We start from the raw sequence: 20,671 nt of genomic DNA on the forward strand, positions 1-20,671 counted from the left end.
TCGACTCGGATTAGTTAAGTCAGGCAAGTGCGACCTGACAGAGTTTTGATGATGGGGGATTTACGCTGACCGATTGCGCTAACATTGGACATGCCCGGCGGGGCAAGATAAGGAAAAACCATGGTTTCTCGCGTCATACCTGTTGATCCGTTCGATCTCGTCATTTTTGGCGGGACCGGTGATTTGGCGCAACGTAAGATTCTACCGGCCCTGTTTCGGCGCTTTTGTTCAGGGCAGTGGGCCGAAGGTGTGCAAATCATAGGCGCGGCGCGCACGGTCCATGACCGCGCGGGGTTTCAGGCAATGGTCGCCGAATCGCTGCGAACCCACGCGGCTGCGCAATGCCAAGACGAGGGCGCATTGCGCGCGTTTCTGGACCGCGTCGACTATGTGACCCTCGACGGGTATTCGAATGAGGGCTGGGAACAGCTTGCCGACAAACTGAACCATGACCGGGTGCGGGCGTTTTACTTTTCTGTTGGCCCGCGTCTGTTTGGACCATTGGCCGAGCGGATCAAGGCACATGATCTGGCGACGCAAAATACGCGGATTGTCGTCGAAAAGCCCTTTGGGCACGATCTGGAAAGCGCAAAGGCGTTGAACGCGACCCTGGCTGAGCATTTCAGAGAAAGCCAGATTTATCGGATTGACCACTATCTGGGTAAGGAAACCGTTCAGAACCTGATGGCGGTTCGTTTCGGCAATATGCTGTTCGAACCGCTGTGGAACAGCCAGTATGTGGATCACATTCAGATCACCGTGGCCGAATCCGTGGGTATCTCCGGGCGAGAAGAGTACTATGAGCGCGCAGGCGCCATGCGCGACATGATGCAGAATCACCTGATGCAGTTGTTGTGCCTGATCGCGATGGAGCCGCCGGCAAAGTTTGATCCGGACGCAGTGCGGGATGAAAAGCTAAAGGTCATTCGCGCCCTCGATCAGGTCGAACCGCATCATATCGTGCGTGGGCAGTTCGATGGAGGCGGCAGCGGGAACGGATACCGCGAAACCGTGCGCAATCCGCGCTCGACCACCGAAAGCTATGTGGCGCTGCGGGCGCATATCAGCAATTGGCGGTGGGCGGGTACGCCGTTCTATCTGCGCACGGGCAAGCGTCTGGTGGCGCGGTCTTCGGTTATCAATGTGATGTTCAAGGATGCGCCGCATTCGATATTTGGCGAAGAGGCCGGACGCCATGCGAATGTCCTGTCGATCCGCCTGCAGCCGAACGAAGGTATCACGCTGAAGGTGACGATCAAGGAACCGGGGCCGGGCGGTATGCGTCTGGTCGATGTGCCCTTAGACATGAGTTTCGCCGAGGCGCTGGGGTCGGGAAACCAAGACCCGCCGGATGCATATGAACGGCTGGTGATGGACGTGATCCGTGGCAACCAGACCCTGTTCATGCGCGGGGATGAGGTCGAGGCCGCATGGGCCTGGACCGACCCGATCATCGCGGGCTGGCACGCGCGCGGTGACGTTCCAAAACCTTATGAAAGCGGCAGCACAGGCCCGGGCGACGCCGAGCTGCTGATGAAACGAGATGGTCGCCGCTGGCAAGGAATAAACCCATGAAGATTCAGGAATATGCTGATCGCGACATGCTGGCCATTGATGTGGCAAACGCCTTGGCCGGAGAGTTGGAGGCTGCCTTGCTGCATCAAGACATGGTTTCATTGGCCGTGCCGGGCGGTACGACCCCCGGGCCGGTATTCGATGGCCTGTGCGCGGCTGATCTGGAATGGGACCGTGTGCGGGTACTGCCCACCGACGAACGCTGTGTTCCGGGTGACAGCGACCGTTCGAACGAACGGCTGATCCGGCAACGCCTGCTGACGAACCGTGCTTCGGCTGCTCAATATGTGCCGCTATATGTTGAAGGTAAAGAGCCGGACGATGTCCTGCCGGAAATCGAATCCTTGATTACACCAGTCTTGCCCTTGTCTGTTCTGGTTCTTGGAATGGGTGAAGATATGCACACTGCTTCTCTGTTTCCCGGGATGGCGGGGCTTGAGGACGCGCTGGACAGTCACGCGCCACCGCTTGCAGTCGCCCGTCCTGAAACTCAACCCGAGTCGCGGATCACACTGACTGGCCCCGTGTTGGATGGAGCGCTATCCAAACACCTGATTATTTTTGGCACCGCTAAGCGCGATGCGCTGGACAAAGCCATGTCTCTGCCACCAGAAGAGGCCCCGATCGCCGCTACGCTGGCCGGCATGACGGTTCATTGGGCGGAGTAACGCAGATGCAATTGAACCCGCTCAAAACCCTTGCATCCGACGCTCAGGACGAAGCCATCCTAGGCCTGTTTGAAACCGATCCGAGCCGCGCGCAGAGATTTTCTGCATCGACCGGCGATCTGCTGTTTGATTACTCCAAAACTCAGATCACGGATGAGGTCCGTAAGGCCCTGATAGCTTTGTGTGATGAGGCGGGTCTGGCCTCGCGCCGCGCGGCGATGTTCGACGGGGAAAAGATCAACGAAACCGAAGGTCGCGCGGTTTTGCACACTGCGCTGCGCAATCTGGACGGTGGTCCTGTCGAAGTCGATGGGTTGGACGTCATGCCCGACGTTCTGGACACGTTGCAACGGATGCGCGTCTTTGCTGAAGAGGTGCGTGGCGGCGCGTTCACTGGGGCAGGGGGCGCCTTTACCGATGTGGTCAATATCGGCATCGGTGGTTCGGACTTGGGCCCGGTGATGGCAACACATGCGCTGTCGCCGTATCACGATGGGCCAAGGCTGCATTATGTATCGAACGTAGACGGTGCTCACATCGCAGATACGTTGCGCCAGCTTGATCCAACGCGGACACTGGTGATTGTTGCCTCCAAAACCTTCACGACCATCGAGACGATGACCAATGCCCGAACCGCGCGAGCTTGGATGGAAGATGGCGGCGGCGATCCGGGCAAACAGTTTGCCGCCGTGTCCAGCGCCCAGGACAAAACCCAAGCCTTTGGTATTCCCCAAGAGCGCGTTTTCGGTTTTGCCGATTGGGTTGGCGGGCGCTATTCGGTCTGGGGTCCGGTTGGCTTGCCGGTGATGATCGCCGTAGGGTCGAATGCTTTTGACGCATTCTTGCGCGGCGGGCAGGCGATGGATGTACATTTCCGCGCCGCCGACTGGGTCGAAAATATGCCCGTTATGCTGGCTTTGGTCGGCATTTGGCATCGTCAAGTTCTGGGCCATGCCAGCCGGGCCGTGCTGCCTTATGATCAGCGCTTGCTGCGATTGCCAGCGTATTTTCAACAGCTCGAGATGGAATCGAACGGCAAATCTGTTGCCATGGATGGCAACTCTCTGACCATTCCCTCGGGGCCCGTCGTCTGGGGGGAGCCGGGCACCAATGGGCAGCATGCATTTTATCAGTTGATCCACCAAGGCACCGACGTGATCCCCTGTGAGTTCATGGTCGCGGCCGAGGGGCACGAACCGGAATTGACCCACCATCACCGACTGTTGCTGGCCAATTGCCTGGCGCAGTCCGAGGCGCTGATGCGCGGTCGATCCTTGGGCGAAGCACGGCAACGGATGGCGGAGAAGGGGCTGGAAGGGGACGAGCTGGAACGGCAAGCCCGTCACCGTGTTTTTCCGGGCAACCGTCCTTCGACAACGTTGATGTATCCAATGCTCACGCCGTTTGTTCTGGGCCAGATCATCGCGCTTTACGAACATCGTGTGCTTGTCGAGGGCGTCCTATTGGGCATAAACTCGTTCGACCAGTGGGGCGTTGAGCTGGGCAAGGAACTTGCGACATCTCTCGGCCCGATCGTCGACGGAGAAGAAAGCGCATCCGGCAAAGACGGCTCGACCGCTGCCTTGGTTGCCTATGCAATGCGCCACCGCGGTTAGTAGCGCGGTTTTTTGCAGTCTGCCGTGAAGGCAGGCTGCATTCTTTTATTGTCAGACAATTAAATGATTGGCAGGGTCTGTTCTTAGGGAACGCCCTGAACACTTTGCCTTGCGCACGCTGGCGAGTGGCATCAGGCAAGCAGACAGCACTGCCCAATAGAGGCGACGCTGATAATGGGAGGATGTCCATGCTGGGACAGATGATGACGCAGCCTTTGCTGATTTCGTCGCTGATTGATCACGCCGAACGCTATCATGGCCAGACCGAGATCTACTCGGTCGAAACCGATGGATCGGTCACCGAAACCACATGGGAGCAAGTGGCGCAAAACGCGCGAAAACTGGGATCAGCGCTGACCAAGCTGGGGTTGGAGCCGCAGGATCGAATTGGCACGTTGGCCTGGAACAACCGGCGACATCTGGAGATCTACTATGCCACCTCCGGCGCGGGTTTTGTGTGCCACACGGTGAACCCCCGGCTTTTCCCGGAACAGCTGACTTACATTATCAACCACGCCAAAGACCGGGTTCTGTTCTTTGATGCGACATTCATCCCTCTGGTCGCGGCCCTGCACGAACACCTGACCGAAGTGCGCCATTTCGTTTTGATGGGCCCACGGAATGAAGACGCCGTTGCCCAAATCCCTGGCATCGCGTTCTATGATGACCTGATCGAAACTGGCGATGGCGATTTTCAGTGGCCGAGTTTCGATGAAAACACAGCGTCCAGCCTTTGCTATACTTCCGGCACGACGGGCAATCCCAAGGGTGTGCTGTACTCGCACCGCTCGACTGTTCTGCACAGTTTTGGATCGAATACGCGTGATGTCATAGGCTTTTCTGCTATGGATGTCGTGATGCCGGTGGTTCCGATGTTCCACGTCAACGCCTGGGGGTCGCCCTATGCCTGCGCCATGTCGGGTTCACGCATGGTGCTGCCCGGGCCGGGTCTACATGGCGAAGCCCTAGTGAATCTGGTCGATACATATGGTGTGACGCTGGCAATGGGAGTTCCGACGATCTGGCAAGGCTTGCTGGCACATGCCGAGAAGTCAGGTAGCAAACTGGCTAGCTTGAACCGCACCGTGATTGGCGGTGCTGCGTGCCCGCCCTCGATGATTGAAACTTTTCGCGAGACCTATGGTGTCGATACGGTTCACGCCTGGGGCATGAGCGAGATGAGTCCGCTGGGAAGCACGAACAACCCACTGGCCAAACATCTGGACCTTCCGCCTGAAGAACAACACAAGCTGCGCGAAAGCCAGGGTCGTCCGCCTTATGGGGTCGAGTTGAAAATCGTTGATGATGACGGCAATGATCTGCCTCATGACGGCGTCACGCAGGGCGATCTGCTGGTGCGCGGGCATTGGGTGTTGGACAGCTATTTCCAGATGCAGGATGAAGACCTGCTGCAGGACGGATGGTTCGCGACCGGAGACGTCGCAACGCTGGACCCCGACGGGTACATGTCTATCCGCGACCGGTCCAAGGACATCATCAAATCCGGGGGCGAGTGGATCAGCTCGGTCGAGTTGGAAAACATCGCCGTAGCCCACCCGCAACTTGCCACTGCGGCCGTTGTTGGTGTGCCGCATCCCAAATGGGACGAACGTCCCCTATTGGTGGCCGTCAAAGCCGAGGGCGCGGACCCGACCGAAGAGGAGTTGCTAGCTTTCTTCGACGGTAAAATCGCCAAATGGCAGGTGCCTGATAAGGTAGTCTTTGTGGATGCATTGCCACTGAACGCGACCGGCAAGGTCCTAAAGCGCAACCTGCGCGCAGACTTCGAGAGTGCCTTGATGGGCTAAGCGCCTGATATTGTTGAAAATGGCTCCGGCGGTAGGGATCGAACCTACGACCAATTGATTAACAGTCAACTGCTCTACCGCTGAGCTACGCCGGAACGGTTCGCGCCGTATAGCAACCCGTTTCTACGGCGTCCAGTGGGGGGCAGAATTTTTTTCGCTAAAATGGCATCAATCCGAATAGTACCAAATTTGGCGCTGTATGAGGGTCTTGATATTAGGGAATTTTGGCTCCGGCGGTAGGGATCGAACCTACGACCAATTGATTAACAGTCAACTGCTCTACCGCTGAGCTACGCCGGAACTGAGGGGCGTATAACAACCCGTTTTTTGCCCGTCCAGAGGGGAACTGCATCAAACGGAAAAAAAGTTCTGCGTGTTCATGCTGACCTTGAAAACATGGCATCGACTGAAAGTGCGTCGGAAGTGTAAACTTGAGATTTTCCATAAAGATCAACTAGATGTGCGAACACGTTGCGTTCAGCTGCGGGCAAAAGCGCGGCTGGCGTGTCGGTATAGACGCGCTCGGCAAGTTGTCGGGCGCTTCCGGGCTGCTCCTCCAGCGCCGCCAGTATCTGCGCTTCGCGGGCCAGCCGATGAGTGATCAGCCAATCCAACCTTTCAGAAGGGTTGGTGATCTCTGCACCGTGACCCGCGTGAAACACGGCCCAATCCCGCGCACGCAACCTGTGGCACGCCTGCATAAAGTCTGTCAGGTCCCCATCCGGTGGAGAAACCAGCGAGCTGGCCCATCCCATGACATGATCGGCAGTAAAGCAAACATCACCCCAGCCCAGCGCGATATGATTGCCCAAGTGACCAGGCGTATGGATGACCTCAAGCTGCCAGTCATCGCCCGCAATAATCTCACCATCTGCCACCTCGATATCCGGGCGGAACGCGGTGTCGATTCCTTCGCCACCTCCGGCCAGACCCTGCCGCGCCAGTTGCGCCATCACTTCGCTGCGTCCGGCCTGCGGTCCGCCAAAGGCCAGAATCGGCGCGCCGGTGCGTGCTGCCAATGGTGCCGCAAGCGGCGAGTGGTCCAGATGGCTGTGCGTGACAATAATATGGCTGATCCGTTGCTCCGGCTGCACCGCATCCAGAATCGCTTCAAGATGAGCATCGCTCAAAGGACCGGGATCAATGACCGCCAAATTGCGTTCTCCCAAAAGGTACGTGTTCGTACCGCGATAGGTCATCGGGGACGGATTCGGGGCCAGTATCCGCCGCAGCCCGGGTTGTAAGTCGATCGCCAGACCGGGGGGCGGGTTGAAATCGTCAGGCGCCTGCATTCTGAGCTCTTTCTCTTGGCGGATCAGCCCGTTAGGTTTAGCGCATGTTCAGTCGATGGCTCAAACAATATATGCCGCGCAGCCTTTATGCCCGGGCCGCACTAATTCTGGTTCTTCCTGTTGTCGTGCTGTTGTTGGTGGTTGGAATTGCTTTTTTGCAAAAGCATCTCGAGGACGTCACCGCGCAGATGACCGAAACCGCCACGCGCGAAGTGACCTTGGTCCTTGAAACCATGCAAAAGGCCGAGACCCAGCAGCAGGCGCTGGCAGCGATACGCCCGGATTTGTCGGTGCTTGATATGAAAGCCCGTTTTGTTGACGGCGACGAAAACCCGATGGCGGACAGGCGTCGGTGGTACGATTTTATCGCACCACAGGTCGAATACCATTTGCGAGCGGGGCTGCCCGATCTGGTCGCCGTGGCTTTGCCTTCGGGTGATGAAGCTCTGTTGTATCTTGAAACCGATCTGGGGCTGCTTCAGCTGACGATAGATCGCCGCCGCCTGTCGCCCACGGCGCCGCATCAGTTGATTGTGACCATGATGTTCTTTGCCGTTGTGATGACGACGATCTCATTCCTCTATATGCGCAATCAGCTGCGGCCTATTACCCGCCTTTCTGACGCTGCGCAGGCCTTTGGTCGGGGCAGGGTGGTGCCATATACGCCGGGGGGCGCAATAGAGGTGCGCGCAGCCGGCAGTGCGTTTCTGGAAATGAGGGCTAGAATCGAGCGACAGATGGAACAGCGTACTATGATGCTGTCGGGTGTAAGCCACGACCTGAGAACGCCGCTGACGCGCCTGAAACTGGGACTTTCCATGTTGCCCGAGGATGAGGCGGCACCGCTTAAACAGGACGTGGACGAAATGCAATTGCTGCTGGATGCGTTCCTTGATTTCTCACGTGGTGTCGCCGAGGGGCCAGCCGAGGCGATCGAACCTGCAGTGTTGTTGCGTCAGATCGTCGAAGACGCGCGACGGGCAGGTCATCAGGCCGAATTGGTCTCAGTCGAAGGTGACGGCACGGCGATGCTGCGCCCCATGGCCATGCGCCGCGCGGTCGAAAATTTGATTGGCAATGCGGTGCGATACGGCAACCGGGCCGAGGTCAGCCTGTCCCTGACGCCCAAAACCACGCGCATCCGGGTCGAAGATGACGGACCAGGCATTCCGGTAGAGCAGCGCACTGAGGCTGTAAAACCGTTCTCGCGTCTTGATCCCGCACGCAACCAGAATCAGGGCAGTGGCGTTGGTCTTGGGTTGGCGATTGTTGCGGATATTGCCCGCGCACATGGCGGTGTTCTGCGGCTTGGTAAAAGTGAAAGGCTGGGCGGTCTTTGCGCAGATATCATTGTTGGGCGATGATTTTGGTAGGACCGGAATTCATGATTTATGTCGCAGCCACAAGCGGCGCGCATAATTTTTCTTTGGTCTAAAGCACCGATCACCCCGTACAACCTTTAGAATGGGAGGAAGTCATGACCAATAGTTTCGACGTGAAATCATCGTGGGTATCGGTAATGGATGAAACAAAAAACCCACTAAAAAAATACTCTCTATCCACAGCACACATGCTGATGCAGATGTTGGCATGGATGTGGAGCGCAATCTTCTCGCTGATGGTTGGTAGCTATTTTGTTTTCGGAGTAACCGCATTGGGCCATTTGCTGCTGATCGGCGGGTTGTTTGTCACCTTGGCAGTTTTCCAAAAGGCTGAAGCGACAGATCCTGAAGAGTAAAGTTACCGCCTCATATTAGACCGAACGGCTTTACCCAGGGTTTTTTGGTCCAATTCTTGACCCGCTCCGTATCGCCTTCACTACCCCAACTGCCTCCCGCGTTGTTTGTAACGGTTTCCCTCCGAACAACGCGGGTTTTTTGGAGCGGGAACGAGTGGCTACCCTGGTGTCTAATGGGGTATAGCTCCCCCATTAGACTTGAGGCGTATTTATATCGTAACGTTACAGAACGTCTTTTGCGGCATAGGTTTAGGTATGGACAACACTGTATTGTATTTCTTGGTTGGTATATTTGTCGTCGGGCTCGTGACGCTTGGATATTACTCAAAAAGCAGTGGCGCATTGATCTCGATTGTCATCGTAGTTGGCGTATTGGGTGCGATGGTCGGATACTTTGGTGGATACTTCGGTGAACCTCCAAAGTAGGTAGGGACTTCAATTGGAGGTTTGCCGGTGCGCTTTGGCTTTGAAAACCTATTTCCATTTCAAAAACGGCACAAAAAAACCAGCTTCGCGGTCCGAGTGAGCGGAGGGGTCGCGAAGCCGGTTAATTTCCTCCTACTGGATGCTGGTCGGAGGCTGGGATGCACATGTATGGGACGTGCAAGATCATAAAAACATGAATTTACGAGTTTCACTGAATGGAAATGGGATAGCCAAAAACCCATTCGAATAGGTGATGTATCCAAAAGTATAGTATGCGGGTGTGTCATTTCTCTTGTATGCACCAAATGGCACTTCCGCTTGAGCGGGGACTCCGTACGCTAGGGGCTTGAATGAGGCTCAGAGTTTCTGGGCAATCATGCAGATTAAGAATGCATCTTATGTTTGAGCAGTACAGTAGAAACACCGTGCATTGCTGGTCTGGCAAGTATCTGTAACTGATAACAATGAAAAAGTAGACGGTGGTAGGCCCGGCAGGACTTGAACCCGCAACCAAAGCGTTATGAGCGCTCTGCTCTAACCAATTGAGCTACAGGCCCGCCTGAGCGCTTTGAGTACCATGGTGAACGGCCGCGTCAAGCCTGACCGTTGCAACAAGTCGCACAATCGAATAACCCGCGCGGGAACCATTCATAAGGGGCTGGCCATGACCACGGGCAAGAACGGAATCACCTATGCCGATGCAGGCGTTGATATTGATGCGGGGAATGCCCTAGTCGACCGGATCAAGCCGGCCGCAAAACGCACCAACCGCTCGGGTGTGATGAGCGGGCTGGGCGGCTTTGGCGCTCTGTTCGATCTAAAGGATGCTGGATATCAGGACCCGATTCTGGTTGGGGCCACCGATGGGGTGGGCACCAAGCTGCGCATCGCCATTGATACCGGTGTTGTCGACGGCGTGGGCATCGACCTTGTGGCCATGTGCGTCAACGATCTGATCTGTCAGGGTGCTGAGCCGCTGTTTTTCCTGGATTACTTTGCGACCGGCAAACTGGATACAGACACAGCCGCACGGATTATCGAAGGCATTGCCGAAGGCTGTGTCCAATCCGGATGCGCTTTGATCGGTGGTGAAACTGCGGAAATGCCCGGCATGTACCCGGATGGTGATTTCGATCTGGCCGGGTTCTCGGTCGGCGCGATGGAGCGTGGTGCGCATCTGCCGGCCGGAGTTCAGGACGGCGACGTGCTTTTGGGGCTGGCGTCGAACGGTGTGCATTCCAACGGTTATTCGTTGGTCCGCAAACTGGTCGAGATTTCGGGGCTGGGCTGGGATGCCGCGTCACCGTTCAGCGACGGCACTCTGGGTGAGGCGCTGCTGACCCCAACGCGTCTGTATGTGAAACCTGCGTTGCAGGCGATCCGGGCAGGGGGCGTTCATGCACTGGCTCATATCACTGGCGGTGGCCTGACCGAAAACCTGCCGCGCGTGTTGCCCGAGGGGCTGGGCGCTGAGATTGACCTGAATGCATGGGACTTGCCGCCTGTATTCCGCTGGATGGCGGAAACCGGTGGAATCGTCGAGGCCGAGATGTTGAAGACCTTCAATTGCGGCATTGGCATGATCGTCGCGTGTGACGCGGATCGCGCGGATGATCTGGCGGCGTTACTGGCCGACGCGGGCGAAACGGTTGCGCGGATCGGCACTGTGATCGGGACAGCGGGCATGGCCTATTCGGGCACCCTGTTGTGAGCCACAAGCGCGTCGCAATTCTGATCTCTGGTGGGGGGTCGAACATGGTGTCGCTGGTCGACAGCATGACCGGCGATCACCCTGCGCGGCCTTGTCTGGTTCTGTCCAATGATGCGAACGCGGGTGGCCTGACAAAGGCGGCAGAGCGTGGCATTCCAACCGCGTCGGTGGATCACAGACCGTTCAAGTGCGACCGTGCCGCGTTTGAGGCCGAGTTGCTGAAACCGCTGGAAGAAGCTCAACCCGATATCGTTTGCCTTGCAGGGTTCATGCGCGTTCTGACCGGTGATTTCGTTTCGCGCTTTCAGGGGCGGATGCTGAATATCCACCCTTCGCTTCTGCCGAAATACAAGGGTCTCAATACCCACGCGCGCGCTATTGAAGCCGGGGACGCAGAACATGGATGTTCGGTCCACGAAGTCACCGCAGCTTTAGATGACGGACCGATCTTTGGGCAGGCGCGGGTGAATATTGAACCGCGTGATACGCCCGAGGCATTGGCCGCCCGGGTTCTGGTATGGGAACACAAACTCTACCCTACAGTGTTGCGCCGTTACGCCAGTGGGGATCGGACTCCGGTGTTGCTGCCCTGAACGTCTCAGGATGATTTACACCCGCGTCAAATTCATCCTATGGTCCGCAATACGGCTGGGTACGGAATGAAACAGACAATCAGCCGCACAGAACAAGAGCAAGAACAGCACCGCGCATGAAAACCCTGACGACGACGCAAGAGCTGGCCGATTTCTGCAAGGCCGCGGCGGAATATGACTATGTCACCGTAGATACCGAGTTTCTGCGCGAACGGACTTACTATTCAAAACTCTGTTTGGTGCAGCTTGCGGTTCCATCTGATGATGAAGGCAGTGCCGTTCTGGTGGACCCATTGGCCGATGGCCTGTCATTGGATCCGCTATATGAGCTGTTTCGTGATGAAAGCGTGGTCAAAGTGTTTCACGCCGCGCGGCAGGATCTTGAGATTTTCTGGGTCGAGGCGTCCGTGTTCCCGCAACCTCTGTTCGACACCCAGGTCGCCGCGATGGTCTGCGGCTTTGGTGAGCAGGTGGGCTACGAGACTTTGGTGCGTAAAATCTGCAAGGAAGGCGTCGACAAAACCTCGCGTTTTACCGATTGGTCACGTCGGCCGCTGACAGATGCACAAAAGACCTATGCCTTGGCAGATGTAACGCATTTGCGGCAGATCTACGAATATCTGGCGGCCCAGTTGAACAAGTCACAGCGCAGCCATTGGGTATCCGAAGAGTTGCGCACCCTGACCCAGCCCGGAACTTACGATATCCGTCCCGAAGATGCATGGAAGCGGGTAAAAACCCGGACGAATTCGGCCAAGTTCCTGGCCGTTGTGCGCGAGTTGGCGCAGTTTCGCGAATCCTATGCGCAGGAGAACAACGTTCCGCGCAGCCGTGTGTTCAAGGATGACGCCCTGATCGAGCTTGCCTCAACCAAGCCGAAAACGCCATCGGATCTCGGCGGTTCGCGTTTGCTGCTGCGCGAGGCACGCAAAGGCGCGATTGCCGATGGTATTCTGGCGGCGGTGAAACGCGGGGTAAATTGCCCTGCCGATCAAATGCCGCGAGTCGATAACAGCCGTGACAAGCTAAAGATCAACCCGGCGCTTGCCGATCTGCTGCGCGTGTTGCTCAAGTCCAAAACCGAAAGCTCGGGCGTGGCGGCGAAGCTGATCGCAACAAGTTCCGAACTGGACCAATTGGCTGCGGGCGAGCGCAAGCTGCCTTCAATGTCAGGCTGGCGATTTGAGGTGTTTGGCGAAGATGCCCTGAAACTGTGTGACGGCAAGATCGCTCTGGCCGCCAAGGGGCAATCCGTACAAGTCGTGTCGCTTTAGCGGCCTTTAGCGCCGCCGGGATTCCAATGTATTCTGTTCGCCGCGAACGCGAACCAGACGGATGTTTCGTAGTTCGGCCCGGCCAACCGTAGTGGCATCATTGACTTCACGCGATCTTTCGGAGCCCAGATTGGTTGCGTAGCTTGGGTAGCTGACTTCGAACGTGTATTCCAGAATGCCGTTTTTTTCGTTCTCTTCGCTTTCCACGCGGACAAGGCGCGCATTGTAAGCCCCCTGTCTTGAGGCCGTACCTTTGACATAGATGATTGCCCCAGTTGGTGTGGGGTCGATGCGTAGCTCATCTACCTTGGTTATGGCAAAGCCTATCACTTCCTTTTCAGGTCGCGAAAACAGGCCCGGGCCGTCACGCCCTTCGGGCACCAGAGCATCGGCTTCGTTTACGGATACTTCAGTAGGGGCAGGTGTACTGGACCCGAACCAATTGGTCGGGTTCACGCGCGACTCGCTCCAGCCGCTGCAGGCGGCCAGTGCCAGAGTGCTGACCAATAGAAGAGGTGTTGATTTTTTCATGGTCCCAAAGCCCAGAGAAGTATTTTCAGCAATGGGTTATCGTAAATTCCAAAGATTGAAAACCCACACCGGGGCTGGACAGGTGCCCAACAGAGGCATAGGTCACAAATGTGATCGCAACAAAAAGGACCGCTGCGAAATGGCAACGCCCGCCTTTGAGGAAATCGTCGAGGATTTTGAGTTTCTGGATGACTGGGAAGACCGGTATCGCCATGTCATCGATCAGGGCAAGGCGATGGAGCCGCTGGATGATGCGCTCAAAGTGCCGGCCACCAAGGTGCATGGTTGTGCCAGTCAGGTGTGGATACATCCCGTAATCGACGGCGGTGTTTTCCGGTTCGACGGTGACAGCGACGCGTTGATCGTGCGCGGGCTGATTGCGGTGTTGCGGTCTTTGTATAATGGCTTGCCTGTTGGCGAAGTCCCAAAGGTCGACGCGGGCGGCGAGTTGGCGCGCCTTGGGCTGAATGATCACTTGTCCGCACAACGCTCTAACGGTTTGCGGTCAATGATTGAGCGTATCCGCGAGGTCGCGCAAGAGAACGCCTGACGTTCAGGCTGTCGGCTTGCGGGTGGCCCACTCGGTCAGGGTGGTTTCAAGATCGCCATAGCCGGTGAAGCGCCGTTCAAACGTTAAACCCATGCGTTCGGCGCATTCCTGTGCTCGGGCCGTCAGGTCCGGGTCGTCTGTTTGGGCTTGATAGACAAGCTTGGTATAGTTCCCGAAATACATGTCCCGCAGCTGGGGGTGGCGGTCCAGACCCAGCGGCTTCCACACAAAGGCGTCAAACTGACGGGCCAAAAAATCCGTTAGATAAAAGGCCGTCGTTTCATCATCGCCATGGTCTTCAAAGGCTTGATTTCCTTCGAAAAAGGAATAGCAGTGCGGGCCTTTGATCATCTCAATGCCCATCTCTTCGCAAGCCTTCTGCAACAACCCTCCGGTGCCACAGTCGGCATAGACGACGAAGATCTGATCAAAGTTACCGCGGTGCTTGGCAACAGCTTCTTCGACAGCCTGCGTAATCCGTTCGGGGTGGACGTGCAGTATGGCGGGCAGGCACGTCAGGGTCATATGATCCCAGCCGTTGCGCTTTTTCAGATGCAGGATTTCGCGCGCCAGCGCACCGCATGCCAATAGCAGTATGCCGCCTTGCCGAGTGTCTTCGGTATAGCCTTTTGTCGTCAGGCTTGCGTCATCCGGTGTGGTGTTCTGCTGCATCGTCAATTCCTTGAAGGATTGCAGCATCAAAGAATGAATGCCGGATCAAGGCAAGCCCGCTTCCGACATCCCGTGTCAGGCCACCGACGCACGCGTTTCAAAAGATTGAAGCGATGGGCGAGCAGGGGGACCATAGGCGGTGATCCCGTGGCTGGCCAGTTCCGGAAACAGCGACAGGATCTCTTGCCGTGTTTCATGCTCAAAACTGTTCCACGCCTGAATTCCGGGGTGAAAGCTTTCGCTCAGGCACCCTTCGCCCCAGATCAGTTCGTGCTGATCGCACATTAGATGATAATAGGTCACAAGACCGCCGGGCTTCATCACGATATCGCGGCCATTCACCAAATGCTTGGCAGGCGCAAGCGCCTCAGCGTGGCCAGTATGCAGCTCGACCCGCCAGTCGCTGATCAGCATCCTGTGCTGTTGCGAGACCAAGAGATCGCGATCATTGCCAAGCGCACCCGCCTTGATCAGCACAGGCGTGAACACGCCTGCGGCACGCGCGGTCTGAGAGCCAATCCAACGCAGTGTTTGAAACCCATGATCCAGCGTCGGAATTTTGTCACCCACGCGCAAATTCTCGACCTCGACCAAACCACGTTCCGTTTTGATCAGAGTGCCGGTTGCGAAACATCTGGCGATGTCCCAGGATTCACGGTCAGCGTTCAAACCCGTGGTTGTAGCGGTGTTTATACTGTTGAGCGTTAGTGACCTGATGCCCGCAAATTCCAATGCGGCCTGATCGCTGTTGGCTGAGAATTCTGGAACCAGAAAAGTGTTCCCGAGCGTGTCTTGCGCGATGACTGCCGTTATGTCTGCCGTTGTGCCGTCGACATACGTAATTGTCGCATTGTAGGCGACAGCTGCATCGAAAGTGGTCGCAGCGCCATCAATTGCAAAAAAATCCACGTCAGAGTTGGCGTTGTTTTCGTAGGTTCCACCAGGGTTTCCTACCGGTGTCCAAACGACAGCGTCGTCAAGTAATGGATCACCCGGACCACCAAAAGTTTGTCCAACCAAAGCGCCCGCGTTTTCAGCGGTGTTGTTACCCTCAGTCGGGTCGATGATTGCAAGATTGCCAAGAAAAATAGCATTGAATGTCGTCGGCATTCCGTACCCCAAAAACTCTTTAACCAAACCCGCGTAACAAACTGGGCCTTAACTACAGGTTTAATTTGTCCAAATTTCCATGAGTAACAAGCCCAAAAACGAAAAAAGCCGCCCTTTAAAGGGCGGCCTTGATCATTTCCTTGTGAGCAGGATCAGCCGGCAAGCTGGTTGTGCTTGCGCGAAACAAAGTCTTTGGCCGTTTCCACCGCCACGGCGGCGTCACGGCAATAGGCGTCTGCGCCGATGGCCTTGCCGAATTCCTCGTTCAGAGGGGCACCGCCAACCAGTACGATGTAATCTTCACGCCGTCCTTGTTCGATCAGCGTGTCGATGACCACTTTCATGTAGGGCATCGTGGTGGTCAGCAGGGCCGACATGCCCAGAATGTCCGGCTGTTCGGAATCCAGGGCTTCCAGGTAGTTTTCGACCGGGTTATTGATGCCGATATCGACGACTTCGAAACCAGCGCCTTCCATCATCATCGATACCAGGTTTTTGCCGATATCATGGATGTCGCCTTTAACGGTGCCGATCACCATCTTGCCGACCCGCGGCGCGCCGGTTTCGGCCAGCAGCGGCTTGAGGATCGTCATCCCACCTTTCATCGCGTTGGCCGCCAGCAAAACCTCGGGCACGAACAGGATGCCGTCGCGGAAATCGTGACCCACGATGGTCATGCCACCGACCAATGCTTTGGTCAGGATGTCATATGGTGTCCATCCGCGTTCAAGCAGGATGTTCACACCTTCTTCGATCTCTTCTTTCAGGCCGTCATAAAGATCGTCGAACATCTGCTCGACAAGTTCGTCGTCGTTGAGTTCGGACAGGACGATGTCTTCTTCATCGGACATGGGGCATTTCCCTGTGCTGGGCGGGCCATCGGCCCGTGGTGGCATTTTTTCCGTTTTGGCCATTTCGTCGCAGTTAGACTGTTACGATTGCGACCTTGGCAGTTCCGGGACCGACCTATACGTCAAATTGTTTGCGATCACGATGGAATTATCTGCAACAACATCCTGCAATCTGTTCACAACCGGGGAAAAACTGGGCGTCCAGGATCGGGGGCGAATAGGGCGGTTCGCGCAGTTTTCCTTGTCGCATGGCGATTCAGGGTCTATTGATTCCTGAGTAAGAACATAACGGGAACAAATATGCCTGCACTCAACATAAAGGCCCGCGGCGTGGCCAGCAATGAATCAGGCAGATTCGAACGCTTTGCGACCGAGGCCTGTGACGATGGTTGGGAGATGGAAGAAGAGCTTCCCCAGCTCAGAACCGAGGTCCGGGAAGAGGTTGCGCGCAGTGTGGTCAACTACAACCGATCGCCCGATCTGCCGTTCGACCGCTCGATTAACCCGTATCGCGGGTGCGAGCATGGGTGCGTGTACTGTTTTGCCCGCCCGACACATGCCTACCTGGGATTGTCGCCGGGATTGGATTTTGAAACCCGGCTGATTGCACGGCCAAACGCGGCAGAGGTTCTGAGGAAAGAGCTGTCCTCAGCCCGGTACAAAGTGGCGACCATTGCGATGGGAACAAACACCGACCCGTATCAGCCGATCGAAAAATACCACCAAATCACAAGGGCTTGCCTGCAGGTCTTGCAAGAGTTCCAGCACCCGGTCGCAATCGTGACCAAAGGTGCGATGATCGAGCGGGACTTGGATATCCTTACCCCTATGGCGCAACTTGGGTTGGTTCGGGTCGGCATTTCGTTGACAACTTTGGACCCAGGCTTGTCTCGACGGATGGAACCACGCGCGCCATCCCCTGTAAGACGGCTGGCGACGATCCGACGGTTGACCGATGCAGGTGTGCCGGTACGCGTCATGACATCGCCTTTGATACCGGGTCTGACGGATCACGAATTGGAATCCATGCTGGAAGCCGGGCAAGACGCGGGCGCTGATTCCGCGACCTGGATCATGCTGCGCCTTCCGCGCGAAGTCTCTGAGCTGTGGCAATCCTGGCTGCATCAGCATGAGCCGGCGCGAGCTAAAAAGGTCATGTCCAAACTGCGCGAAATGCACGGCGGTCGTGACTACGACCCGCGCTGGGGGCACCGCATGCGGGGGGAGGGGGAGTATGCCGGGCTGGTGGCCAAGCGCTTCAAGCTCGCGGTCAAACGTTTGGGGTTGGCCACAAGAACACTGCCGCTCCGATGCGATCTGTTTTCCAGGCCCGCACAGGCAGGGGACCAATTGACCCTTTTCTGAAACGAAAAACGCCCCGGACAGACATCCGAGGCGTTTCGAATTTATTACAGGTAATCAGCGGTTTTCGATGTCCACATAATCGCGGGTCGTTTCGCCCAGATAAAGCTGACGCGGACGACCGATTTTGTTCTGTGGATCTGCGATCATCTCTTTCCATTGGCTGACCCAGCCAACGGTGCGCGACAGCGCGAAGATCGGCGTGAACATTGAGGTGGGGAAACCCATCGCCTCGAGGATGATGCCCGAGTAAAAGTCCACGTTCGGGAACAGTTTCTTTTCGGCAAAGTACGGATCTTCCAGCGCTTGCTTTTCCAGTGCCTTGGCAACCTGCAGCTTTGGATTGTTCTCGACGCCAAGCAGTTCAAGCACTTCGTCGGCTGATTGCTTCATCACAGTCGCGCGCGGGTCGAAGTTCTTGTAGACGCGGTGGCCAAAGCCCATCAGGCGGAACGGGTCGTTCTTGTCCTTGGCACGGTCGATGTATTCCGGAATACGATCGACGGAACCGATCTCTTCCAACATCTCCAAACACGCCTGGTTTGCGCCACCATGGGCAGGGCCCCAAAGGCAGGCCACGCCCGCCGCGATACATGCGAACGGGTTGGCGCCCGACGAAGATGCCAGACGCACGGTCGAGGTAGACGCGTTTTGTTCGTGATCCGCGTGCAAAGTCAGGATCCGGTCCATAGCACGGCTGAGGATCGGGTTTACCTCATATTCTTCGGCGGGAACCGCAAAGCACATGCGCAGGAAGTTGGACGCGTAGTCCAGATCGTTGCGCGGATAAACGAAGGGCTGGCCGATGTGATACTTATAGGCCCATGCGGCGATTGTCGGCATCTTGGCGATCAGACGGTGCGAGGCAACCTCGCGCTGATGAGGGTCCGATACATCGGTTGAGTCGTGGTAGAAAGCCGACATCGCGCCAACGACGCCCACCATGATCGCCATCGGGTGCGCATCTCGACGGAAGCCGCGGTAGAAATACTGCATCTGCTCGTGCAGCATGGTGTGGCGCGTGATGGTGGTTTCGAACTGCTCTAGATCTTTGGCTTGCGGCAGCTCTCCGTACAGCAGCAGATAGCAAACTTCTAGGAAATGCGATTTTCCGGCCAGCTGGTCGATCGGATAGCCACGGTGCAGCAGCTCGCCTTTTTCGCCGTCAATATAGGTAATGGTGCTGTCACAGCTTGCGGTTGACGTAAAACCGGGGTCGTAGGTGAACACTCCGGCATCGCTGTACAGTTTACGGATGTCGATGACGTCAGGTCCAGCGGTCGGAGAATGAACCGGCAACTCGTACGTTTCACCATGGACTGTCAGAGTGGCTGTTTTATTGCTGTCGGTCATAGTGTCCCTTCCTCATTCTTACGCATGTCGAATCGCTGTCCGACCTTGCGGGCAACGGCTGCGCGCGGGCGCGCAGTCCGGGTGTTAGCGGAGCAGCGTTACCCAAATATGAAGATTGGGTTTACGTCGCTGCGTCAGAAAGCCGGGCCAGGGTTTCTTCCTTCCCCAGCACAAGCATCATGTCAAAAACTGAAGGCGTCACTGCCCGACCTGCCAACACGGCCCGCAACGGGCCCGCCAGTTTGCCGAACTTAACCTCTTTCGCTTCTGCAAACGAATTTAGGGTTTGCTCCAGTTCGTTTCGCGTCCAGCTAGCATTTTGCACGTGCGGCGTCAATTCACTCAGTATACCATCGGATACTGAGGTCAGCGCTTTTGCAGCCTTTTCATCGGGGTCAATTGGCCGAGATGTCAACACAAAGTGAGCTTTTTCAAGAAGTTCCGGGAACATCCGCGCGCGATCCTTGAGGCAATACATCGCACGTTCCAGATCACCGGATTGTGTTTCCGTGAGGTTAGGTAAATTTGCCGCTGCCAGATAGGCTTCGATCTCTTGCCGCAACGCAGCATCATCCGCGATGGCGATATGCTGCCCGCACAGGTTTTCCAGTTTTTTCAGGTCGAAACGGGCAGGGCTTTTGCCGATTCCGTCAAGATCGAACCACTCTTTGGCCTGTGCGTCCGTAAAGAATTCATCATCACCGTGGCTCCAACCCAGACGCGCCAAATAGTTGCGCATACCTGCGGCTGGATAGCCCATGGCCTGATATTCCTGCGCGCCCAAAGCACCGTGGCGTTTGGACAGCTTTTTACCATCCGGCCCGTGGATCAGGGGGATATGCGCCCAGACAGGTACGTCCCAGCCCATAGCCTCATAAATCATCATCTGCCGCGCGGCGTTGTTCAGGTGGTCGTCGCCACGGATCACATGGGTCACACCCATGTCGTGGTCATCTACCACGACCGCCAGCATATAGACCGGCGTCCCATCAGACCGCAGCAGGATCATGTCGTCCAACTGATCGTTGCGAATGGCCACGTCACCCTGAACCTGATCGCGGATTACCGTCGTGCCGTCCTGAGGCGCCTTGATGCGGATCGCAAACGGAGCGTCTGGATGGGAGGACGCGTCTGCATCGCGCCAAGGGCTGCGGAACAGGGTCGATTTCCCCTCGGCCCGCGCTTGTTCGCGGAAGGCCGAGACCTCTTCCTGCGTTGAAAAGCACTTGTACGCCTTGCCTTCAGCCAGCAACTGATGCGCCACCTCGGCGTGACGTTCGGCACCCTCGAATTGACTAATTACATCGCCGTCGTGATCAAGACCCAGCCACTCCATCCCTTGCAGGATTGCAGCCGTTGCTTCGGGGGTCGAACGTTCACGGTCGGTGTCTTCGATCCGCAACAGGAACTTGCCGCCGCGGCCGCGGGCATAAAGCCAATTGAACAGCGCCGTACGGGCCCCGCCGATATGCAGGAAACCGGTTGGGGACGGGGCGAAACGAGTGACGACCTGATCGGACATTGTGTGGATTAACCTTTTG

General features: G+C 56.6%; 19 protein-coding genes and 3 tRNA genes. 12 read left to right on the forward strand and 10 right to left on the reverse strand.

What is annotated here, in order from left to right; all coding sequences use genetic code 11:
* Positions 1–120 precede the first annotated feature (120 nt).
* The 4 genes from zwf to DK510_RS09065 all read left to right on the forward strand — a co-directional run bounded on the left by zwf (position 121) and on the right by DK510_RS09065 (position 5,667).
* On the forward strand, positions 121–1,575 hold the full coding sequence (gene zwf / locus DK510_RS09050; RefSeq protein WP_109311796.1) for a glucose-6-phosphate dehydrogenase: 1,455 nt from the start codon (positions 121–123) through the stop codon (positions 1,573–1,575).
* Positions 1,572–2,243 carry a 6-phosphogluconolactonase gene (gene pgl / locus DK510_RS09055; protein ID WP_109311797.1) on the forward strand — a complete coding sequence of 224 codons (672 nt, stop codon included), beginning with the start codon at positions 1,572–1,574 and terminating at the stop codon, positions 2,241–2,243. The genes zwf and pgl overlap by 4 nt, the downstream gene beginning before the upstream one ends.
* A 5-nt stretch (positions 2,244–2,248) precedes the next feature.
* Positions 2,249–3,859 carry a glucose-6-phosphate isomerase gene (gene pgi, locus DK510_RS09060; protein WP_109311798.1) on the forward strand — a complete coding sequence of 537 codons (1,611 nt, stop codon included), beginning with the start codon at positions 2,249–2,251 and terminating at the stop codon, positions 3,857–3,859.
* Positions 3,860–4,047: 188 nt separating this feature from the next.
* Positions 4,048–5,667, forward strand: coding sequence for a long-chain-fatty-acid--CoA ligase (locus DK510_RS09065; protein WP_109311799.1), 1,620 nt, complete (start codon positions 4,048–4,050; stop codon positions 5,665–5,667).
* Between the two features lie 20 nt (positions 5,668–5,687).
* On the opposite strand, the gene DK510_RS09070 is transcribed toward DK510_RS09065, so the two are convergent.
* From DK510_RS09070 to DK510_RS09080, 3 genes are all read right to left on the reverse strand, one after another.
* Positions 5,688–5,762 (reverse strand) — tRNA-Asn (locus tag DK510_RS09070).
* A gap of 130 nt (positions 5,763–5,892) precedes the next feature.
* Positions 5,893–5,967: transfer RNA gene (locus DK510_RS09075), tRNA-Asn, on the reverse strand.
* A gap of 77 nt (positions 5,968–6,044) precedes the next feature.
* Positions 6,045–6,959 (reverse strand): MBL fold metallo-hydrolase, encoded by a 915-nt coding sequence (locus DK510_RS09080; protein WP_109311800.1) that lies wholly within the window; start codon positions 6,957–6,959, stop codon positions 6,045–6,047.
* Between the two features lie 44 nt (positions 6,960–7,003).
* On the opposite strand from DK510_RS09080, the gene DK510_RS09085 reads away from it, so the two are divergent.
* From DK510_RS09085 to DK510_RS22785, 3 genes are all read left to right on the forward strand, one after another.
* Complete coding sequence (locus tag DK510_RS09085; protein WP_109311801.1) at positions 7,004–8,323, forward strand: ATP-binding protein; 1,320 nt, start codon at positions 7,004–7,006, stop codon at positions 8,321–8,323.
* Positions 8,324–8,436: 113 nt separating this feature from the next.
* On the forward strand, positions 8,437–8,697 hold the full coding sequence (locus tag DK510_RS09090) for a hypothetical protein (protein WP_109311802.1): 261 nt from the start codon (positions 8,437–8,439) through the stop codon (positions 8,695–8,697).
* Between the two features lie 255 nt (positions 8,698–8,952).
* Positions 8,953–9,123: a hypothetical protein gene (locus DK510_RS22785; RefSeq protein ID WP_158507028.1), complete on the forward strand. Its 171-nt coding sequence runs from the start codon at positions 8,953–8,955 to the stop codon at positions 9,121–9,123.
* Positions 9,124–9,603: 480 nt separating this feature from the next.
* On the opposite strand, the gene DK510_RS09095 is transcribed toward DK510_RS22785, so the two are convergent.
* A tRNA-Ile gene (locus DK510_RS09095) sits at positions 9,604–9,680 on the reverse strand.
* A 107-nt stretch (positions 9,681–9,787) separates the two neighbouring features.
* On the opposite strand from DK510_RS09095, the gene purM reads away from it, so the two are divergent.
* The 3 genes from purM (at position 9,788) to rnd (ending at position 12,701) form a co-directional block, all read left to right on the forward strand.
* Positions 9,788–10,834, forward strand: a complete 1,047-nt coding sequence (gene purM, locus DK510_RS09100; RefSeq protein WP_109311894.1) for a phosphoribosylformylglycinamidine cyclo-ligase — start codon at positions 9,788–9,790, stop codon at positions 10,832–10,834.
* Positions 10,831–11,427: a phosphoribosylglycinamide formyltransferase gene (purN, locus tag DK510_RS09105; RefSeq protein ID WP_109311803.1), complete on the forward strand. Its 597-nt coding sequence runs from the start codon at positions 10,831–10,833 to the stop codon at positions 11,425–11,427. The genes purM and purN overlap by 4 nt, the downstream gene beginning before the upstream one ends.
* A 116-nt stretch (positions 11,428–11,543) precedes the next feature.
* Positions 11,544–12,701 (forward strand): ribonuclease D, encoded by a 1,158-nt coding sequence (gene rnd / locus DK510_RS09110; RefSeq protein WP_109311804.1) that lies wholly within the window; start codon positions 11,544–11,546, stop codon positions 12,699–12,701.
* 6 nt (positions 12,702–12,707) lie between these two features.
* Here the strand turns inward: rnd and DK510_RS09115 are convergent, their stop codons facing one another.
* The gene (locus tag DK510_RS09115) at positions 12,708–13,232 is read right to left on the reverse strand and encodes a hypothetical protein (RefSeq protein WP_109311805.1); all 525 of its coding nucleotides are present in this window, start codon (positions 13,230–13,232) and stop codon (positions 12,708–12,710) included.
* 139 nt (positions 13,233–13,371) lie between these two features.
* Between DK510_RS09115 and DK510_RS09120 the strand changes: the two genes are divergently transcribed.
* Positions 13,372–13,782 (forward strand): SufE family protein, encoded by a 411-nt coding sequence (locus DK510_RS09120; protein ID WP_109311895.1) that lies wholly within the window; start codon positions 13,372–13,374, stop codon positions 13,780–13,782.
* 3 nt (positions 13,783–13,785) lie between these two features.
* Here the strand turns inward: DK510_RS09120 and DK510_RS09125 are convergent, their stop codons facing one another.
* The 3 genes from DK510_RS09125 to DK510_RS09135 all read right to left on the reverse strand — a co-directional run bounded on the left by DK510_RS09125 (position 13,786) and on the right by DK510_RS09135 (position 16,415).
* The gene (locus DK510_RS09125) at positions 13,786–14,454 is read right to left on the reverse strand and encodes a DUF1638 domain-containing protein (RefSeq protein WP_058278208.1); all 669 of its coding nucleotides are present in this window, start codon (positions 14,452–14,454) and stop codon (positions 13,786–13,788) included.
* A gap of 75 nt (positions 14,455–14,529) precedes the next feature.
* Positions 14,530–15,564, reverse strand: coding sequence for a Hint domain-containing protein (locus DK510_RS09130; RefSeq protein WP_109311806.1), 1,035 nt, complete (start codon positions 15,562–15,564; stop codon positions 14,530–14,532).
* A 152-nt stretch (positions 15,565–15,716) separates the two neighbouring features.
* Entirely contained in the window at positions 15,717–16,415 is a 699-nt protein-coding gene (locus tag DK510_RS09135; RefSeq protein WP_058271755.1) for a B12-binding domain-containing protein, read from the reverse strand.
* A gap of 300 nt (positions 16,416–16,715) precedes the next feature.
* Between DK510_RS09135 and DK510_RS09145 the strand changes: the two genes are divergently transcribed.
* Complete coding sequence (locus DK510_RS09145) at positions 16,716–17,780, forward strand: PA0069 family radical SAM protein (RefSeq protein WP_109311808.1); 1,065 nt, start codon at positions 16,716–16,718, stop codon at positions 17,778–17,780.
* A gap of 54 nt (positions 17,781–17,834) precedes the next feature.
* Here DK510_RS09145 and gltA read toward each other — a convergent pair whose 3' ends face one another.
* Entirely contained in the window at positions 17,835–19,130 is a 1,296-nt protein-coding gene (gene gltA, locus DK510_RS09150) for a citrate synthase (RefSeq protein WP_109311809.1), read from the reverse strand.
* Positions 19,131–19,251: 121 nt separating this feature from the next.
* Positions 19,252–20,652, reverse strand: coding sequence for a glutamate--tRNA ligase (gltX, locus tag DK510_RS09155; protein ID WP_109311810.1), 1,401 nt, complete (start codon positions 20,650–20,652; stop codon positions 19,252–19,254).
* Positions 20,653–20,671: the final 19 nt, after the last annotated feature.

This window comes from Ruegeria sp. AU67, from assembly GCF_900312795.1.
In the GTDB taxonomy this organism is placed as follows: domain Bacteria; phylum Pseudomonadota; class Alphaproteobacteria; order Rhodobacterales; family Rhodobacteraceae; genus Ruegeria; species Ruegeria atlantica.

Bases quoted from the DNA above. Each gene is read 5' to 3' on its own strand.
- zwf (WP_109311796.1), top strand. From the start codon at position 121: ATGGTTTCTCGCGTCATACCTGTTGATCCGTTCGATCTCGTCATTTTT.
- pgl (WP_109311797.1), top strand. From the start codon at position 1,572: ATGAAGATTCAGGAATATGCTGATCGCGACATGCTGGCCATTGATGTG.
- pgi (WP_109311798.1), top strand. From the start codon at position 2,249: ATGCAATTGAACCCGCTCAAAACCCTTGCATCCGACGCTCAGGACGAA.
- DK510_RS09065 (WP_109311799.1), top strand. From the start codon at position 4,048: ATGCTGGGACAGATGATGACGCAGCCTTTGCTGATTTCGTCGCTGATT.
- DK510_RS09080 (WP_109311800.1), bottom strand. From the start codon at position 6,959: ATGCAGGCGCCTGACGATTTCAACCCGCCCCCCGGTCTGGCGATCGAC.
- DK510_RS09085 (WP_109311801.1), top strand. From the start codon at position 7,004: ATGTTCAGTCGATGGCTCAAACAATATATGCCGCGCAGCCTTTATGCC.
- DK510_RS09090 (WP_109311802.1), top strand. From the start codon at position 8,437: ATGACCAATAGTTTCGACGTGAAATCATCGTGGGTATCGGTAATGGAT.
- DK510_RS22785 (WP_158507028.1), top strand. From the start codon at position 8,953: ATGGACAACACTGTATTGTATTTCTTGGTTGGTATATTTGTCGTCGGG.
- purM (WP_109311894.1), top strand. From the start codon at position 9,788: ATGACCACGGGCAAGAACGGAATCACCTATGCCGATGCAGGCGTTGAT.
- rnd (WP_109311804.1), top strand. From the start codon at position 11,544: ATGAAAACCCTGACGACGACGCAAGAGCTGGCCGATTTCTGCAAGGCC.
- DK510_RS09115 (WP_109311805.1), bottom strand. From the start codon at position 13,232: ATGAAAAAATCAACACCTCTTCTATTGGTCAGCACTCTGGCACTGGCC.
- DK510_RS09120 (WP_109311895.1), top strand. From the start codon at position 13,372: ATGGCAACGCCCGCCTTTGAGGAAATCGTCGAGGATTTTGAGTTTCTG.
- DK510_RS09125 (WP_058278208.1), bottom strand. From the start codon at position 14,454: ATGCAGCAGAACACCACACCGGATGACGCAAGCCTGACGACAAAAGGC.
- DK510_RS09130 (WP_109311806.1), bottom strand. From the start codon at position 15,564: ATGCCGACGACATTCAATGCTATTTTTCTTGGCAATCTTGCAATCATC.
- DK510_RS09135 (WP_058271755.1), bottom strand. From the start codon at position 16,415: ATGTCCGATGAAGAAGACATCGTCCTGTCCGAACTCAACGACGACGAA.
- DK510_RS09145 (WP_109311808.1), top strand. From the start codon at position 16,716: ATGCCTGCACTCAACATAAAGGCCCGCGGCGTGGCCAGCAATGAATCA.
- gltA (WP_109311809.1), bottom strand. From the start codon at position 19,130: ATGACCGACAGCAATAAAACAGCCACTCTGACAGTCCATGGTGAAACG.
- gltX (WP_109311810.1), bottom strand. From the start codon at position 20,652: ATGTCCGATCAGGTCGTCACTCGTTTCGCCCCGTCCCCAACCGGTTTC.